We start from the raw sequence: 18665 nt of genomic DNA on the forward strand, positions 1-18665 counted from the left end.
CCGGTGGTTGGCGGGTTACGCGAAGCGGTAAGGCTCCTGGTAGACGACGACCAAGATCACCCGTGCCGACCAGGAGCTTCGCGTGCTTGTCTACCGATCGGCGATCGATCTGTCCAGTGGCCATCTGCGCCACCTCGCCGGGCACCTGGCTGCGCACCGTCGTGAGATCGGCACCCGGTGGCGGCGCATCACGCCGGGCCGCCAGGCCCTCCTGGTTCTGGCGCATCTGCGCTGCGGTGACACCTACGCCCAGCTTGCCGCCGGGTTCGGCATCGGGGTCGCGACGGTCTACCGCTATGTCCGCGAGGCGATAGAAGTCCTGGCCACGCTCGCTCCAAGCCTGGCCCAGGTCATGCGGACCGCGAGCCGCCTGGCCTTTGTGATCCTCGACGGCACCCTGCTGCCGATCGACCGAATCGCCGCCGACACCCCGTACTACTCCGGCAAACACAAACGTCACGGCATGAACGTCCACGTTCTCACCGACCCGTTCGGCCGCCTGCTGTGGGCTTCGCCCGCGCTGCCCGGCTCCACCCACGACCTGACTGCGGCCCGCACTCACGGGATCGTCGAAGCTCTCGTCGCTGCCGAACTCAAGTGCTGGGCGGACAAGGCATACCAAGGTGCAGGCTGTCCGGTCCGGGTGCCCTTCCGCGGCCGTCGCCTCAAGCGGTGGCAGCGCCGGCACAACAGCACGCCAAGATCCGCTGCCTCGGCGAGCAGGTCATGACCACCCTGAAGGGCTGGCGACTGCTACGGAAGCTCCGCTGCAGCACGAACCGGATCACCGACGTGGTGAAGGCCGTTTTCGTCCTTCACCACGCGACAGCGTGAGGTTGGAAAACCCTGACATCACGTCACTTCAGCGGGATGCTGTTGGTGTGTGATGACGTGTTGAAGCTGTTGCCGCAGCGGCTGTGGAGATCCTTTCGGGCGGCCTCCTGCCCGGCGGCCGCCCCGGCCGGCCCGTGCCGACCGTTGCGTAGGCCACCGGCTTGCAGTGCGGCGCTCGGGCGCCGCCCGCCGCGACTGTCCGGTCCTCCCACCCGCTCCACCGCCATGATCTGCATCGCGATTGTCGCCCTCATGACCCGCCGCATCACCTAGGAATCCATACCAACCCGGCGAGCAGCGTGAACCTCACCAAGTACGCAGAACTGAGCTAAACAACGGGGCAAAACGCCCCCAGCTCGGGACGGCCCTTCTCATTTCCCGCCGATGGGGGCCGACCAGCTGCGGCTCCTCCGGCGTGTCGATGCCCGCCGGAGGAGCCGGCCCCCGGACCCCATCGGTCCGCGCTTCTTCCCGTTCGACACTGCGCGGCCTGCGGGTGACCTGCGCCTTCGGATCACCCGCCGGTCAGGGCAGGAGGGCGACGAGGGTGAGGACGCCGACGGAGGCGAAGCGGCGCGATCGAGAACTGTGGGACAGGTGGACCCGTCGAGGCGGGCAAGTTCGCCGCGCGGCGGCCGCCGTCAGCAGGACCACGATGGCAAGGCGGCGTGAGCCCGCCTGGTGCCCGCGGCGCGCCCTCAGGCAGCGGACCGCCTGCTCTGCCTGCCGGTGCGACAGGCCGAGCAGGAACTGCAGTACGCAGACAGTGGCCAGCTGAGTAGGCGAAAACCCCGGACGCCCGTCCCTCGGGTACCAGTCGGCGAAGTCCTCGTCGCACCACAGCCCGTCACGCGCCCATATCGCCGCCGTGCCTCCCGGATTGCTCGTCCGTGCAACCTGCGCGGTCAGAGGCGGAACTTGCTCATCAAAACGGGAGCGATGGGACAACCAGCACCTCGACAGCTTCACCGGTCGGCGGAACTACCCGAGCGTGCCCGTTGACCATGCTGTCGCACCGGGAAACTCCAAAGATCCCCGACAGAGTCAAGCTCAAGGTCTGGACGCATGCGCCCACCTTGCCCTCGGCGCACCGCAAGGCGCGGCAAATTCGCATGAACCGGACAGCACGTGACGACGCCGAACTTGCTCGCCACGCCCCCAACACCACGAGCAGGAAGAGCAGCAGCAGAAGAAGTCTGAACAAGTCACCACAACAATCGAAAGGCTGACCATCAGGAATGGCCGAGGCCATCACTTTTTGATTTCACCCCACTTTGTCAACTTTTATTTCACCGCTTTACGTGACGCCTCGCGGGTTGCCACTAATTCGTTCGACTAACCTAAGCCTGCGCCATCCGAGTGGCGGGCTCCGCGAGCCATAGTTACGCTGTTAGGGGTCACCGAGGATCGGGAGGCGTCATGGAGGCACGGGAAAATCCAAGTAGCCTACTGCAGCGCCACCAGGGCGTTACACCCCCCTGGGTTCCACTTTTCTATGACTCTCCTCTAAGTATCCATCACGGCGATGGCTGCCTGGTTACTGACGACGAAGGCAAGGCGTACCTCGATTTCTATTCCGGGATCTCGACAAATCTCCTCGGGTACAATCTTCCCGAAGTGCGCGAAGCACTCATAGGTCAGTTGAATACCGGTGTCGTTCACACCTCCACTTTTTACCTCATACGTGCTCAGGTGCAGATGGCCGAGCGAGTGGCGCGGCTTTCCGGGATGGATGACCCAATGGTCTTCTTCACCTGCTCGGGGACGGAAGCCGTTGAAACAGCTTTGCTCCTGACGACGGAATATCGTGATAGTTCCCAAGTCATTTCCTTGAGGCGCTCCTATCATGGGCGTTCCTTCGGGGCGCTGGCAGTGACCGGTATCCGTTGCTGGCAGGGTAGAGGTCTTTCCCCGCTGCGGGTTGCATTTGCACCCGGCGGGCGTAGGAGAGGGGACCGGGCCGGCATGGACGACGCAGCATACGTGCGGTCGACCGCTGAGGAACTGGAGGAACTGATCGCGTCCTCGACCCCGGCCACGACGGCCGCGATGCTCGTGGAGCCCGTACAGGGGATGGGCGGGGCGATTCCTCTGGCACCCGGACAACTTCACGCTTACCAGGAGATCCTGAGGCGGCACGATATACCGCTGATTGTGGACGAGATACAGACCGGATGGGGTCGCACCGGAAAATACTGGGGTTTTCAGTCGCATAATGTGACGCCCGACATGCTGGTCTTCGCCAAGGGAGTGGGGAACGGACTCACGATGGGGGGAGTGGTAGGGCGCCGCGAAATAATGTCGGCACTAAATGTGTCTTCCATATCGTCTTTCGGCGGAAACCCTCTTTCTATGGCGGCTGCCACCGCTACTCTCGATTATATCGAAGAGCACTCCCTTCCCTCTCATGCGGAAAGGACCGGCGCTCTCCTTCTGGAGGGCCTGCGCCGTGACCTCGCCGACGTGTCGTGGGTGTATGAAGTGCGTGGGATGGGCCTGCTGCAGGCCATCGAATTCGCTCACCCTGGATCCGCTGACCCCAGCAGCAGAATGGCATCTGCCGTGCAGGAGAGGTGCCGCCGTGCCGGACTACTCGTCGGTGTCGGAGGGGCAGCGGGCAACTGCCTGCGCATCATGCCGCCACTCATCGTATCCGAGGAGCAGGCGCGTCAAGGTCTAGACGTCATCACAGCGGCAATCAGGCAGTCTGCCGCCGACATCGCGAGTTCTGTCTCGAATAGGGGCAGCTCCTGGGGAACGACCGCGTGTATGACCGCTGCACCGCACTCGGAGGTCTCCGATGACACCCGCTGAAGCCTTCCGCACCGGCATGAACCAGAGTTCCGCAGAAGATGCGAGGACCTTCCCACTCACCTCCGCGCAGCAGTCCTACCGGGTCGGTAGAGCCGCGGACGAGCCGCTGGGCGACGTCGGATGCCACCTGTATCTCGAATGCGATGGCCCCCAGGTCGATGCGCCCCGGCTCGAGGAGGCGGTCCGTCTCCTCCAGAAGCAGCACCCAATGCTCCGCACCGCCTTCCCCGACAACGCAGAGGACGCCACGACCCTGAGCTGCCCCACCAGTGCTCTTTCGGTCACTGACCTTTCTGGGAAGAGCGAAGAGGAGCGAGTTCGAACGCTCAGCGAACTGCGTGGGGAGATGTCGACCCAGAAGCTTGCCGTCCAAGACGGACAGTGCCTCGACGTGCGGCTGTCGGTCCTGTCAGACACGCGCTCCCGCCTCCATGTGGACGTGGATCTGCTGGCTGCCGACCCGCCGAGTATCCGACTCCTGTTGGCTGACCTCGGGGACTTCTACGCTGACGGTGCGGCACGCCTCTCCGTGCAGACGCAAGACTTCGCCGCCTACCGTCGCAGCCACCTCTGCGATGCCAGTCCTAATGAGACCGCTTGGGAAAAGCGCCTCAGAGGGCGGGAGTTGAGTCCGCCACAGTTCAGTATGGCCGTGGACCCGCTGGACGTCACCGGTGCGCGGTTCGTCCGGCGCGAGGTCACCATGTCGGCCTCGCGGTGGGGTCTGCTGAAGGCCAAGGCCGCGCTGGCTTCCATCGACCCGGCGTCCGTGCTGCTGGCCGCGTACACCTACACATTGGGCCGGTGGAGCGAGGGCCCCGACTTTCTCGTCAGCCTGCCGGGGTTCGACCGCCCGTCAGACCTGAACCTCGGCAAGATGGTCGGGGACTTCACCCAGCTTCATCTTCTCAGCGTGAGCGCGCAGAGCGCTCCGACCCTGAACCACCTGGCCTGCGCTCTCGACGGGGAAGTGCGGACAGCCCGCTCTGCGGCGTTCGCTGACGGGCCGGCAGCCCTCAGGGCGCTGGCTCGGTCTCGCCATGAACTCCTCCCCCCGGCCGGTGCTGTCTACACCGATCTGCTGGACGGCCACTGGACCACCAGCCGATTCGAGCAATACTTCGGACCGATATCCTGGATGATCACCCAGACGCCGCAGGTATGGCTGGACTGCCTGGTCTACCCCCATGCCGACGGGGTGCGGCTGGCATGGGACGCCGCCGAGGAACTGTTCCCTATGGGCATGCTCGACGCGATGACCGAGACCTGCGAGGACATCCTCGACGCTTTCGTCGACAAACCGTGGGACCTCCCGCCACCCGCCACACAGCCCAGCGGCCAGCGAGCAACGCGCGAGTGCGTCAATGCCACGACGCGGGCCGAAAGCGGACAGCTCCTGCACGAGCGGTTCTTCGAACTGGCGGCAGCCGAACCGGATTTGCCCGCGCTCATCACGGAGCGGGCGACCACGACCCGCGGGGACCTCGCGGACGGGGCACTACGCACCGCAGGTCTGCTCCGTTCTCTGGGGGTGCGCGACGAGGACCCCGTTGCTGTCAGCCTGGACCCGGGCACCGACCAAGTCCGTGCAGTCCTGGGTGTCCTGGCCGCGGGGGCCTGCTATGTGCCGATCGGAACCGATCAGCCAGCGCAGCGGCGCGCTGCGATCTGCCGGACGGCCGGCGTCAAATACACCATCACCGACCTGCCCTCCGACCCCGCAGCGGATGACTACCCGGGCCAGCAGATCACACCCGCGCAGTGCCTAGACTCAACAGCTCTCCCTGAGCCGCTACTGGTCGCCCCAGCCTCTCTTGCGTACATCATCTTCACGTCCGGATCCACCGGCCGCCCCAAGGGCGTCGAAATATCACACCGCTCGGCGGTCAACACCCTTGAGGACATCAACGAGCGCTGGGGTGTCGGTCCGCAGGACCGCAGCCTGCACGTGTCCGCGCTCGACTTCGACCTTTCAGTTTACGAGCTCTTCGGGCTTCTCATGGCGGGCGGTGCAGCCGTAGTCCCCGCCCCCGGTGCGGCACGAGACCCGGCAACCTGGCTGCAGTTGATACGAGACCACAGGATCACCGTCTGGGATTCCGTACCAGTACTGCTCGACATGCTCCTTACCGCCTCCGAGGGCAGCACACCACCCGACAGCCTGCGGCTGGTCATCACCGGCGGAGACTGGATAGGCACTGACCTTCCGGAACGTCTCCACGCAATGGTGCCCAAGTGCGTGTTCGTGGGTTGCGGGGGCGCGACGGAGGGGTCCATCTACTCGAACTACTACCAGGCCGATCAGGTCGATCCCCGCTGGACCTCGATCCCGTACGGGTATCCGCTGGGCAATCAGCGATACCGGGTCGTGGACCCCTCCGGCCGGGACCGGCCGGACTGGGTATCGGGCGAACTGTGGATCGGCGGCGTCGGAGTCGCCCGCGGATATCGCAACGATCCGGAGCGCACCGCGAAGCAGTTCGTCACCTGCGGGAATGAACGCTGGTATCGCACGGGTGACATGGGGCGGTACTGGTCCGACGGCATGCTGGAGTTCCAAGGACGCACCGACCAACAGGTGAAGATCAACGGATACCGCATCGAGCTCGGTGAAATCGAAGCAGCCCTGGAATCCCACGAGCACGTGGCCCGAGCAGTCGCAGTGGTGACCGGCACCGGACTCTCCCGCCGGATAGTCGCCTATCTGTTGGCCGGCGCCTCACCGCTGGACCAGGCAGGCGTCGTCGAACACGCCGCAGCCCGACTTCCCGCCTACGCCCGCCCAGCCCATCACCTGCTGCTTCCCGAGTTTCCGCTCAACGGCAACGGCAAGATCGACCGCAAGACCCTCGCGGGGTGGGGAACGCCAGAAGCCGAGAAGGCGCCTGCCGAGCCGCCCCGCGGCGCAAGCGAACAAGCTCTCGCCGAGGCATGGACGACAATCCTGGAAACCGAGGTGACATCCCGCCACGACCGGTTCTTCGACCTGGGCGGCGACAGTATTCGCGCGATGCAATTGTCGACCATGCTCTACGAGCGCTTCGGACGCCGCATCTCCCTGCGGGCCCTTCTCAAAGCGGGCACGGTGGCGGCGATGGCCGAGCTCCTGGAACGCCCGGACACCGATCGACAGTGGGAAACCCCGCGGACGGCACCATGAGCTGGGTACCAGCGGGCAATCCTGCCCCGTCCCCGGCGACACAGTGGCTCAGGCGCCTTGACTTCTCCTCTGCCGCCGACACGACCCGTCTCGTGTGTTTCCCCCACGCCGGAGGGGGCGCCAGCGCCTTTCTCAGCTGGCTTCCACATCTGCCGCCCGCCTGGGAACTCTGGGCCGTCGAATACCCTGGCCGGGAGAACCGGGCGGCCGAGCCGCCACCGACGGACCTGCGGGCCATGGCGCGGGATACCGCGTACGCACTCCAATGGATCGGCGACCGACCCTACGCACTGTTCGGCCACAGCATGGGGGCTATCGTCGCCTACGAAACCAGCAGCGAGCTGCTGCGCATCGGAGGCACCGCCCCGCAGCACCTGTTCCTCTCAGGCAGTCTCTCCCCTCAGCACGCCGGAGCGCGCGCCCAGGCCGAATGGGACAGCGCGGGTAGCGATGTGCAGTGGCTGGGCGAGGAAACCTGCTCTGGCGACGCTTCCGAACAGCGCACCCTCGCTACCGAAACCCTGGAGTCGGATCTGCGGATGCTGACCGCTTACCGCGAGCCGCCGACAGCGAAAATCACCGTCGCGGTATCCGTCTTGTTCGGTGCTGAGGATCCCCACCTCGACGCCGCCGGCGCCGCAGGATGGAACGCCTACACCGTTGCGCCGGCAGACGTGATGCAGATCCCCGGAGACCACTTTTCCTGTTTCCGCAGGCCGAACCACGTACTCACGCTCCTCAATGGGGTGTTTCCATGAACCGCTCATTCCGGAATCCGTCACGACACGTCCCTCTCCCGCCCTCGGCGGGCCCCGTGTCTACGGATCACCGCCCTACGCAAAGGAACTCTCATGCAAGCCTGGCAGGAACCTGGAGCAGACCGGCGTGCCCTCTTCTCCCTCTTGGAGAACAGTGACACGGTGAACGACTTCTTCGACCGGCTTGCCGACGACGTGCAGTGGACACTTTTCGGACAGCACCCGCTCGCGGGGGCTTACCAAGGGCGAGAGGAGTTCATGCCTGCCACCATCGGAAAGGTACGGCCGTTGTTCTCCGACGCACTCAATTTCCGTATCCGCGGGCTTCACGGAGGTGGCGCGGTGACCACCGCAGAGTTGGAAGGTGTCGCTACCGCGCGGGACGGAGTGCCCTACGACCCGTTCTATGTATGGGTCTGTCGCTTCGAAAAGGAAACCATCGTCGAAGTGCACGCCTACATAGATTCCACCGTTCTGAACGGTATCCTGCGTCGTCTCTCCCAGGAGTAGTACATCCCCGGAGACCGAGGTCGGTGTTCCTCGCTGTCAGGTCCGGCCCGCCAACTGCCCGTCAACTGGGCCCGGTGCCGAAAGAGGAATAGGTGTAAAGGTAGTCACGTACTTCGCTGATGCTGTGCTGCCCGTTGTGCAGCATGTTGTTGACCAGGACGTACGCGGTGTCGCCGGCGCTCAGGGCCTCCTGTAGATGGCTGAGGGTGCCGCACCCACCGGAGGCGATGACGGGCAGGCCGGACACGGAGGCGACGGCACGGGTGAGGGCAAGGTCGAAGCCCCGTCCGGTTCCTTCCCTGTCGATGCTGTTGGCGAGGATGGAGCCCACCTGCAGTTCGGCGAGCTCCGCGGCGAGAGCCACGGCGCTCATGCCGGTGTCCTGCGCGCCGTCGTGGATATGGACGTTCCACTGGCTCGGGCCCGTCGCCCGGCTGTTGATCACTGCCATGATCCGCTGGCCGCCGAGCTCCTGCAGGGCTGCCTCGACTGTGCCGGGCTCCTCCACCAGGCTGGTGCTCACGGACACCGCGTCCGCCCCGGCCCGCAACAGGCGTTGCGCGTGGTCCACCGACGGAAGCGTGCCGTGACCCACGGACACGAGCAGGTCGACGCCGGTGTCCTTGAGGCGGCGTAGCAGATCGGGTAGGTAGCCGATAGCGTCCCAGCCGTCGAAAACGTCCAGGAACAGTTTCTGGGCGCTGCCCGCGGCGTAGACCGCGGAGATGGCGGCGACGTCGTCGGAGCCCTCGAGTCCCGCTATGCGGCTGGGAGTGGTCGCGCGTCCGTCGGCGACGTCTATGCAGGGGATGACCAGGTCACCGACATGTGTGTGCTGGTCGCGGAAGAGGTCGGAGGTCATGGGAGTTCCTTGTCGTGGCTGGTGAGGGAGGTCAAGCGGGGGAGGCTGGGAGTCAATCGTCGGCAGACGGCGACTGCGGAGGCGAGGGTGCTTTCGAGTTCGTTGACGGGAACGGTGAGGTGGCCGGCGAAGTAGATGTTCTTCGCGCCCTGGTATGAGTTGAGTTCGTTCTGAGCGGCGACCAGGTCGGTCGTGGGCTGCAAGGTGCGGAAGGCGGACGTCGCCAGGAGGGTGCGCGGCAACTCGTCTCGGTGGGTGAGCTGGCTGACGAACACGTCCTGTCCGCCGGGGCGCCGCGTCCAGGACGTGGTTTCCGCCCAGGGGCCGTGCACCGTGACGTGTGAGGGTGCCCAGTGCCGGCGGTCCGGCGGCATGTAGAACGCGTCTCGGTGGATGCCGTAGCTGAGATCCCGATAGGTGAAGGCGCCGAGGGCCGCGTTCAGCTCAGGGGCATCACTGAGAGGGAGGGCCGCACGTGCGGCGTAGGCGGGGAGTGCCAGGACAACGGCATCCACGGGCCACCGCTCGTCCGAGCGGTCGATCATCTCCCATCCGTCTTCTGTGCGATGCAGTCGGCGGAGCGCCCGACCGGGTAGCAGCGACGTGGTGGAGGTGTCCGATGCGAGCCGCCAAGCAAGCGATTGCATGCCCCCGCGGAGCCGGAAGAGTCCGGCGGCCCCGTCCTCGTCCGGCTCCGCGTAGAAGGCACCCACCGCACGCGCCGACAGTTGTCCGGCCTCTCTCATGGTGCAGCCGAACAGGGATGCCGCCAAGGCATGGACCATCCCGTTCCGGACGAAGTCGGACGGTTTCCAGGAATTGACCTGGGCTTCCAGCGACACGTCCCAGTCAATGTCCTGACGTATCCAATCCGCTGCCTCGGCGGCCAGGACAGCAAGTGCGTCCCGTGCAGCTTCCTTCTGAGACCTCTTGGCGTCGGCGGCGTCACCGCCCCGCAGTATGGACGGGCTCTCCCACTGAATGGCCCGGCTGTCAGGAAGACCGGTCCATTCCTCGCGCCGAAATCCCAGGGCCGACGCGAAGGCCGCGACCAAGTGGGAGAGGCGCAGGGGAACTCCCTGCACACCCAGTTCGACCGTCTCAGCGCCGTCTGCGGCGTCAGGCAGATGCACCGTACGAAGGTTTCCGCCCAATGTGCTCCGTGCTTCCAGCACGACGACGTCATGGACTCCGTCGAGCAACCACGCTGCTGCCAGGCCGGCAATTCCCGCGCCGGCGATTCCGATGCGCACGGCTTCTCCTCGTCGGCTCAGAAGCCGAGTCAGATCGTACCGGCGGCGGACTGCCAGAATTCGCCGATCGATTCCTCCAGCAGACGTGCACAGAACACCGCGTCCGCCTCGTCGTCGCCCCTGTCCAGCCCGTTTTGCACCACGTCCAAGGCCAGTTGGCGCAGCTCCTCGCTGCCTTCGTCGTCGTAGTAGGCGAGAAACTCCGGCGGAACGTCGATACCGTCTGTCCGGACCCGCTGCGCGAACTGCGTGCAACCGGAGAAGTACACCTTCATGTCGGTGTACGACGCCAGCGCGCATGCCGCCTGGCTTCCCTGCACAGCCAACCAGCTCAACGTGCCATTGAACGAGTAGGTCGCACGCTCCGCGGGCCAGCGGGAGGAGTGGGCATCGCTCATCCCCAGGGCCTTGGCGCACTCGCGGAGCTTCGGCTGTGCCGCGTACACCAGTTGGGCGAGCTGGATGAACAGATCAGCCGCAGGATGCTCCGGGTATCGCGCGAGCATCGTGCCGTATGCGGCCAGTTCCGCACGGTGCGCCTGCGCCTCCGTTCCGACCAGGCGTTGCAGCGCGTCCATGCGCAGGTCCCCCCGGGCAGCGGACTCCAGCAGGGCGTTGCCGATCGGGTTTTCGAGGCGCTTTGTCTGGAGGATTTCAGCTAGACGGACGGCTGTTGCATTTTTGACGGTCACGGTGGAACTCCTTCCTGATTGATGGAAAAGGTGATGTTGCTGCGGCGTCCTCTTTCTGTACGCGCGCACGGTCCTTTTACTGGGGGCCTACCCGAAAATGTCCGCAGCAACCGATGGCTGCGAATTTGGCCGTTCTGCGTCTACACAGCAGTAACAGCACTGCTTTTCCGTCGCGCCTGCCTCAATTAGACCGCGTATCGTCGCCGATACGCCTACCTTCACCGTGAGGGCACTGCATGTTTCAGCCACAGGGTGAGCGAGTCGAATCGGGCACCGGTGTGCGGCGAAGTCCTCGAACCTGGTTGGCTGGTTTCCGTGCCGCTCCAGGCATAAAAATGCGACGGAGAAGCCCCTGTGAGCATTACCATCGCAACGGATGGGAGAGGAGTTGCTTGACATTCGACAAGCGTCGCATAAATGTAAACCTCCTTGGGGTCATATCAAGACCTTCAACGAATCAGTGTTTTTGCCTCCCTGCTTCGGGTACCTGCTTGCTCGAGGACCACGCTCAGCCGAAACTCGCAACGATCAATGTCTTGGAACGCGGACCGGCTCAGCTAATCCAAAACGCATGCCAGAAGTGAATCTTGGGGGCCACAGTTGGCGTCCGAGCGAAAAAGGCATCAAATCATCGTCGATCTAAGCCGCATGTGACGCTCTTCTCCCACTCCGACCCGTCATCTGAAGGAGCCCTCGTGGCCACCTCACGGAATCCTGCTCTTCCCCGTCATGCGCACACCTTCAATCGCGTGCGTACGGACTACCCGCGAGATGCCACCATTCCGTCCCTCTTTGTCGACCAGGCCGAGACGCGTCCCGACGCGTACGCCGTCGAGTGGCAGGGAGGGAGCTGGACCTACCGCGAACTGGCGGAACGCGCCCGGCGCGGCGCGACGGCTCTGCGCGCCCGCGGGGTGAGTGAGGGCGACATCGTCGCGGTGATGATCGAGCGCTCCCCGGAGGCGGCGGCCGCCGTCATGGCGATCCTGTTCGCGGGGGCAGCGTATCTGCCGCTGAGTGTCGACTACCCGGCTGAACGACTCGCGCGCATTCTCAACGAGGCGAACGTTCATGTGGCGGTATACGCCCCCGGTGAACATCCTGCGGTGCCTGACGGCGTGTCACTCGTCACCAGTGACGAACTGTCCGCCGCCGCGGACGAAGCAGATGCGCAGTGGTGGCGTAATCGGAGCCCTCAAGATGCCGCGTATGTCATCTACACCTCCGGTTCCACCGGCGCGCCCAAAGGCGTGGTGTGCCCGCACCGCGGGCAGACCAGGCTGGCACGCGACACCGGGGACCTCCGGATCCTCGCGGATGACCGGGTTCTCGCGACCACGAATCTGACCTTCGACATCTCGTGCTTCGAAATGTTCAGCACCCTGCTCAACGGGGCCTGCCTCGTACCCGTCCTCAAGGAAGACCTTCTGGACACCCGGGCGCTGGAAAGTGTGCTGCTCGATCAGCGGATCAGCGTGATGTGGCTGAGTACGGGACTTTTTCACCAGCACGCCCATGCGGCGCCGGGAATGTTCGCCGGCCTGCGATGCCTTGTCGCGGGTGGCGACACCGTCGGGCCACGTGCCGTGCGTACGGTGCTGGGCCACGGCCGGCCACAGATGTTCCTCAACGGCTACGGGCCTACAGAGAACTCCTCGCTCTCCACGACGTACCTCGTCGAGGCGCTGTCCGAGCAGGCCGAGAGGGTGCCGATCGGCATACCTGTGGCCGGCACGACGGCCTACGTGGTGCGCGAGGACGGGGCGATCGCCGAGCCGGGGGAGATCGGCGAGCTGTGGGTCGGGGGGGACGGCGTCGCACTCGGCTATCTAAAGGATCCTGACAAGACTGCCAAGCATTTCGTCGATGACGAGTGGACGCCCGAGGCGGTGCGGTCCCGGCTGTACCAAACCGGTGACCTGGCCTGCTGGGGCAAGGACGGAGTACTCGACTACCTCGGCCGCCGGGACCGGCAGATCAAGCTGCGCGGGTACCGGGTCGAACTCGACGAGGTCGAGTCGGTGGTGCTGTCCCATCCCGATGTCAGCCAGGCGGCGGTGGGGGTGGTCGGTGAAGGTGCCGACGAACTGCTGGTAGCGGCCGTGGTGGCGCACCCCGGCCGCGAAGGACAACTCTCCCGGCGCTTACACGACCACGTCCGCGACCGGCTGCCTTCCTACATGGTTCCCGCCCACATCGCTCGGGTCGACACCCTGCCCCTCACCTCCAGCGGCAAGGTTGATCGCACCCAGCTCGCAGACCTGGCGGCGTCCTCGAAGAGTGCCGACAGCTCGGACAGCGGGCTCCGGGGCGAGTGGGAGGAAACGGTCGCCCGGATCTGGCGGGACGTCTTGCATGTGGACGCTCTCGGGCGCGACGACACCTTCTTCGGGCTGGGCGGCACCTCCCTGCGCGCCACCCAGGTGACCGCAGCCGTACAGGAACGACTTCAACTCGCCGGTGGGCACGGGCGGGCCCTGATCCGCCACCTGGTGAACGACCCGTCCCTGGCGGACTTCGCCGCGAAACTGCGAACCCTGGACGACGAACGGCAAGAGGAGGAGACGCCGGTGGACTTCGCCGAGGAAAGCCAGCTCTCGCCCGGCCTCCGCTTCACCACCGATGCCCCCGAGACCGCCCGTGACCCCAAGCAGGTGTTCCTGACCGGCGCCACCGGATTCCTGGGCGTCCACCTCGTCGAACGTCTGCTGAGCGCAGGCGTCGAACACGTACATTGCCTGATCCGCGCGCGGGATCCACAGGAGGCCCTTACCCGCCTCGCGGCCCGGATGCGGCGCTACGGCGTGGACCCGGAACCCCTTCTCGACCGAGTCGTCCCCGTCCCCGGGGAGCTGGCCGAACCCCACTTCGGTCTTCCTGAAGACGCCTGGAACTCCCTCACCCATGACATCGACCTGATCGTGCACTGCGGGGCACAAGTCAACTTCGTCTACCCGTACAGTGCGCTGGCGCCCACCAACGTCGGCGGCACCCGTACGGTCCTGGAACTGGCGGGCCAGTACAGGATCAAGCCAGTTCACTACATCTCCACCATCACGGTGATCGTCGGCTTCGGCACCGCCGGTGTCGACCGCGTCGAAGAGGACACCCCTCTGGACCACGCCGACCGCATCTCCCTCGGCTACCCCGAGACCAAATGGGTGGCTGAACGGCTGATCGCCGAAGCCGGAGGACGCGGTCTGCCGATCGCCATCCACCGGCCCTACGAGGTGACCGGCACAGCGGATCGCGGTGTATGGAACACCGACACCATGATGTGCGCCCTATTCCGGACCATCGCCGAGACCGGCCTAGCACCGGACATGAGCCTGCCCCTGGACTTCGTCCCCGTGGACTACACCGCTGAAGCCATCGTGCACATCATCACTCACCAGCGACCCGACGGTCGCGTCTACCACCTCACCAATCCACACGACGCCCGGCTGCCGGCACTGGTGGAGCGCCTGGTCGCCATGGGCTACCCGGTGCGCACCATCTCGTACGACGAATGGACCGCCATGATCGCCGAACTGACGGCAAAGCACCCCGACCACCCCATGGCACCCTATGTGCCTCTGTTCGTGGAACCGGCGCACGACAGCGATCTCACGGTCAAGCAGATGTACCTAGACGGCACTTTCCCGGCCTTCGGCCGAGGCAACACCGAGGCGGCGCTCGCCGGCAGCGGCCTCTCCTGCCCACCGACCGACGCCGACCTGCTTGACACCTATCTGCGGGAGTTCCGACGCACCGGCTACCTCGCCCCGCCCCCTGACCAGGTCCGGAACCTTCCCGCCGACGGCACAAGCTCATCGGACCACTGATGCGGTCCGTCGTCTTCTCGGCATACGGTGAGCCCGCCGATGTCCTGACCGTGGCCGAGGCCCCGAAGGCCGAACCCGGCGCAGGGGCGGTACGTATACGCCTTACCGCCCGCCCCGTCAACCCCTCGGACCTGTTGTGGATCCGCGGGCGGTACGGAAGAGCGGCAAGCTTCCGCCCCGGCCCGCAGGGCGGTCCCCCGACATCCCTGGTGGGCTTCGAGGGAACAGGAGTCGTGGACCAGGCAGCACCCGACGTCCATCTGGAGCCAGGAGACCGGGTGGCGGTCTCGGCCACCGGGACGTGGCAGGACTACCTCAACGTTCCCGCCAGCGAGGTGATCGCGATACCGGGCAACCTCCCGGACGACCTCGCGTGCCAGATGACGATCAATCCCGTGACCGCCAACCTGCTCCTGGACGACCTCGGCCTGACCAAGGGAGAGGTACTCCTCCAGACCGCAGCGGCCTCGACGGTAGGCCGAATGATCACCGCCTTGGCGCGCCGACGAGGCATACGCTGCATTGGGCTGGTCCGGCGACCACGTCCGGGCCCGAAGCCGTCGGATTCCGACACGCTCCAGGTCCTCACCGATACATCGGAAGAAGCGCGTGAACGCGTCGCGGCGTTCGCGGGAGCGCAGGGCGTCGCGGCCGCCATCGACGCGGTCGGGGGCGCCACCGGCGAACTCGCTCTGAGCTGTCTGCGGGACGGTGGACGAATGATCGTCTACGGGATGCTCTCGGGGACCCCGATGCCGCTCTCGCCGGACCTTCTGGTCTTCCACGGCATCACCGTCGAGGGCTTCTGGCTTCCTCAGCGACTGACCCGCCTGCTCCCCGAGGAGACGGGCGAACTGACCCGCCGGGTCACCGATCAAATGACACACCGTCACATCGACGCACCGGTCTCTGAACAGTACGACCTGTCGGACGTGACGACCGCCGTGATCCACGCCGAAACCAACCCCGGGAGGGGGAAGACCCTGCTGGTGAGTTGACCACCGTGCCCACACGAGCGGCCGGGAAAACCGAGCGCCGCCGCAACCGGAACAGAACCGCCAGGAGTGACCAGACCCACGCAGAGCCCAGAGCGTGGTCGAAGGAAGGGACAGGCCATGAACGCTGAACAGCTGATCAACAGCATGCGGCCCGAAGTCGAGCGTCTCGTCAGCGACCTCGAAATGGCACCACGCATGCGCGCCGGAGAGGTTAACCGAGAGCAGCTCCAACGGCTGCTCATCGGGGAGTTCTACTGTCAGGAGGCCGAACTGACCACTTACGGACTCCTGATCACCCGCCACCGACACGAGATCCCAGCCGGCTTCTTCGGGCTGACCCTGCACACGGTGGCAAAAGCCCGCAGGATGCTCTGGCCCGCGGCTCAATCGGTCGGCCTGGAACCCGCGAGCATGACCGTACCGGCCGCCGGGCGCCTGGGACAGGCGATGTCGATGCCGGCGATGCTGACCGAACCGGGCGAGGCGGCGCTGTACCTCCACAGCGACCTCTCTGTCTGGTGCGCCGTATTCGCCGAGCTGGCCGAGCTGGCAAGGGATTCGGACGTCGTACCGAAGGAACTCATCGACTATCTGGCGTCATGGGGGAGCGAGCCCCCGCCCGAGATCGCCGATGGCGCCTGCGAAGTGCTGCAGTACGCGCTGTCACAGGGCGAGGACCCCGAGCGGATCATCGACTTCAGCCGGCATCAGCTCGCGTCGAGTGTCCCGGTCTACTGGGACTACGTCCTCCTTGGTTAGCTAGGTAGTCCGGGCCCGGCGCACCCTGGCCGACCTGCCCGGTGCGGACCCGGCGCACGGCGAGGGCCCGGTCACGCAGACCGTGATGGCCCAGGAGCTCGGGATCAGCGAGCACTACTACCGCAGGCTGGAGACCGGCCGCCGCCCGATGAGCAGCGACACCATCGCCGAAGTCTCTCGGCTGCTCACCCTCCACCCGGACGAGCAACTCGCCCTCTACCGGTGGGCCGGGCGGCCCGTGCCGCCCCTGCTCTCCCCCATCACCCCCGAGGTCCCTGACGACATCCGTGACCACATCGATCGGCTGCCATACCCGGCACTGCTGGAGGGGCCGGACTTCGGGATCATCGCCTACAACCGGCGGGCCGCACGCGCCTGCCCCTGGGCCGCCCGGCCCGGCGCAAACGTGATGACAGACTTGCTGCTGCCGGGGCCGGGCCGCGACCAGTGCGCGCAGTGGGAGGAGCACTGGGCCCCGCCCCTGCTCGCCCAGCTCCGCCAGGGCGCCTCGGGGTCCTCGCAGACCCGGTCGACGATCGCCCGCAGCGCGCTGTTCCCCCCCCCCCCCCCCCCCCCCAGGGAAGCGGCGCCCCAACTCCCGCCCCCTGCACCGCATTTGTCAGTTTTTACGGCGATTTACCCTATACGCTCTCTGTATGCGTTCATATGTTGCGGTTGAGATTGACGGAGTGCTGTCCCCGTACGGCGGGCCGATGCCGACCGGGCACACCATGTGCATGAGACGGAGTCCGCCGCCTGGCGGGCGGAGGCGGTGATCCCCCGGCCGCGCGATCGCGGGCCCCGGCTCGCCCTGGACCCGGCGGTGGGCCGTGCCCTGGCCTGCCTCTCCGCCGACCTGGTCCTGGTCTCTTCGTACACCCCGGACGAACTGGAGCCGCTGCTCCCCGCCCTCGGGTGGGACACGGTGCCGCCGCTGGTGCCGCTGCGGGACACTGGCGCCGTGCACTACCTCCGGGCCGACGACCCCGCCCTCTGCCCCTACGCGGAGGGCGACCTGGCCCGGCGAGCCGAGGAGATCGCGTCGTGGGCGCAGACCCATGACCGGCCGGTGGCGTGGGTACGGGCCGGAGACCACCACGCGCAGGCGGTACGCAGCGCAGCGAGGAGGAGATACGACACCGCCGCGCCCCTGCTGCCGTACGCGGTCGAACCGGCGACCGGGCTCACGGCCGGCGACCTCCAGGCGCTGCGCGCGTGGGTGCGGAAGATGGACGACCTGCCGGAGCCTGCCCCGGTGGTCCCCCGCCGCTGCCGGGACTGCGGGTACCGGGGCACGGTCGTAATCGGCGGCCGCCGTCGTGACCGTGTGCACGAGGAGTGCGGCTCCTGCTGCGAGTGCTACTGCCCCGCCCCCACCGACGACCTGTTCCAGCCGTGCGGGGACCTGATGCGCCAGCAGTGCCCAGACTGCCGATCCTGCCTGGTGTGCGTGGGTTGCCACTGTGACGGCTGACGGCACTGGAAACGGCGAGGCAAGGGGCAGCGCGACGCTAGGCAGCGGCGGGCTATCTGAAGTCTCATGCTGGCCATGATGCAGCCCGAGCACAGTCCGGTTGCGGCTGTGCGCGGGACCTGGCCAGAGTGCCGTCCTGCACTGACCTTTAAGAACCCACCTGACCGGCAGTCCGAGGTTCACGCACGGCACCGGGCGGCGTCGTCAGGTCTGTACGCGGCTGCGCCCCCGGATTGGTGTCCGGGGGCGCAGCGGTGGTCATTCAGGAGGCGGTGACACCCCATCCGGGGTCCGGCTCCTGGCGGTTGGTGGGTGCCGTAATGGTGGTCATGGGCGGGAGCGTACGCCCGCCGCGGCGTCGCGGGTACCCGTTGGTGTCACGGGTGGATGGTGGGCTGGGCGGGCTCTGGGGGCGGGCGCGCGGCGGCGGGCTGGCAGGGGTGGGCGCCATCGCCTCGACTGAGCGCGGGCCACCCTCCTGGCGTCGACGGCCTTAGCTGTGAACCGCATGAGGACGTCGGCTGAACCCTCTCAATCCCCTGCCCTGCAGGTCTGGGACCGGTGGCAGTGGTCCCAGACCCGGCGGTCCGCTAGGTGCATATCACCGCCCGCTGTCGGCAGCCCCCGATACCTTGGGGCTGGAAGGAAAGCTCCGAGGATCACCAGAATGATGTGATGCAGGTCACTCGGGGCTGGCGAAGATTTTTTGTCGGAACGCCCGGATGCC

The 18665-nt window shown here is 66.3% G+C and carries 12 protein-coding genes and 1 pseudogene; 10 read left to right on the plus strand and 3 right to left on the minus strand.

Going from position 1 to position 18665, the window contains the following annotated elements:
• Positions 1–82: 82 nt before the first annotated feature.
• The 5 genes and pseudogenes from R2B67_RS00080 (at position 83) to R2B67_RS00100 (ending at position 8076) form a co-directional block, all read left to right on the plus strand.
• Positions 83–834: pseudogene (locus R2B67_RS00080) on the plus strand (transposase family protein).
• A gap of 1419 nt (positions 835–2253) precedes the next feature.
• Positions 2254–3648 carry an aspartate aminotransferase family protein gene (locus R2B67_RS00085; RefSeq protein WP_317815764.1) on the plus strand — a complete coding sequence of 465 codons (1395 nt, stop codon included), beginning with the start codon at positions 2254–2256 and terminating at the stop codon, positions 3646–3648.
• Positions 3635–6808 carry a non-ribosomal peptide synthetase gene (locus R2B67_RS00090; RefSeq protein WP_317815765.1) on the plus strand — a complete coding sequence of 1058 codons (3174 nt, stop codon included), beginning with the start codon at positions 3635–3637 and terminating at the stop codon, positions 6806–6808. The genes R2B67_RS00085 and R2B67_RS00090 overlap by 14 nt, the downstream gene beginning before the upstream one ends.
• Positions 6805–7566: a thioesterase II family protein gene (locus R2B67_RS00095; protein ID WP_317815766.1), complete on the plus strand. Its 762-nt coding sequence runs from the start codon at positions 6805–6807 to the stop codon at positions 7564–7566. Before R2B67_RS00090 ends, R2B67_RS00095 begins: the two co-directional genes overlap by 4 nt.
• Positions 7567–7728: 162 nt before the next feature.
• Positions 7729–8076, plus strand: coding sequence for a nuclear transport factor 2 family protein (locus R2B67_RS00100; protein ID WP_317815767.1), 348 nt, complete (start codon positions 7729–7731; stop codon positions 8074–8076).
• Positions 8077–8137: 61 nt separating this feature from the next.
• Here the strand turns inward: R2B67_RS00100 and R2B67_RS00105 are convergent, their stop codons facing one another.
• Genes R2B67_RS00105 through R2B67_RS00115 form a run of 3 tightly spaced genes read right to left on the minus strand, consistent with a single transcriptional unit; the run spans position 8138 to position 10883 of the window.
• Entirely contained in the window at positions 8138–8938 is an 801-nt protein-coding gene (locus R2B67_RS00105; protein WP_317815768.1) for a HisA/HisF-related TIM barrel protein, read from the minus strand.
• Positions 8935–10191 carry an FAD-dependent oxidoreductase gene (locus R2B67_RS00110; RefSeq protein ID WP_317815769.1) on the minus strand — a complete coding sequence of 419 codons (1257 nt, stop codon included), beginning with the start codon at positions 10189–10191 and terminating at the stop codon, positions 8935–8937. Before R2B67_RS00110 ends, R2B67_RS00105 begins: the two co-directional genes overlap by 4 nt.
• 29 nt (positions 10192–10220) lie before the next feature.
• On the minus strand, positions 10221–10883 hold the full coding sequence (locus tag R2B67_RS00115) for a hypothetical protein (RefSeq protein ID WP_317815770.1): 663 nt from the start codon (positions 10881–10883) through the stop codon (positions 10221–10223).
• Positions 10884–11578: 695 nt separating this feature from the next.
• On the opposite strand from R2B67_RS00115, the gene R2B67_RS00120 reads away from it, so the two are divergent.
• From R2B67_RS00120 to R2B67_RS00140, 5 genes are all read left to right on the plus strand, one after another.
• Positions 11579–14707 (plus strand): amino acid adenylation domain-containing protein, encoded by a 3129-nt coding sequence (locus R2B67_RS00120; RefSeq protein WP_317815771.1) that lies wholly within the window; start codon positions 11579–11581, stop codon positions 14705–14707.
• On the plus strand, positions 14707–15705 hold the full coding sequence (locus tag R2B67_RS00125) for a zinc-dependent alcohol dehydrogenase family protein (RefSeq protein WP_398867740.1): 999 nt from the start codon (positions 14707–14709) through the stop codon (positions 15703–15705). Before R2B67_RS00120 ends, R2B67_RS00125 begins: the two co-directional genes overlap by 1 nt.
• 117 nt (positions 15706–15822) lie before the next feature.
• Positions 15823–16464, plus strand: coding sequence for a hypothetical protein (locus R2B67_RS00130; RefSeq protein WP_317815773.1), 642 nt, complete (start codon positions 15823–15825; stop codon positions 16462–16464).
• An 82-nt stretch (positions 16465–16546) separates the two neighbouring features.
• Entirely contained in the window at positions 16547–17143 is a 597-nt protein-coding gene (locus tag R2B67_RS00135; RefSeq protein WP_398867743.1) for a helix-turn-helix domain-containing protein, read from the plus strand.
• Between the two features lie 54 nt (positions 17144–17197).
• Entirely contained in the window at positions 17198–17938 is a 741-nt protein-coding gene (locus tag R2B67_RS00140; RefSeq protein ID WP_317815774.1) for an HAD domain-containing protein, read from the plus strand.
• The last annotated feature ends 727 nt before the right edge of the window (positions 17939–18665 follow it).

Source organism: Streptomyces cyaneofuscatus, assembly GCF_033109485.1.
In the GTDB taxonomy this organism is placed as follows: domain Bacteria; phylum Actinomycetota; class Actinomycetes; order Streptomycetales; family Streptomycetaceae; genus Streptomyces; species Streptomyces cyaneofuscatus.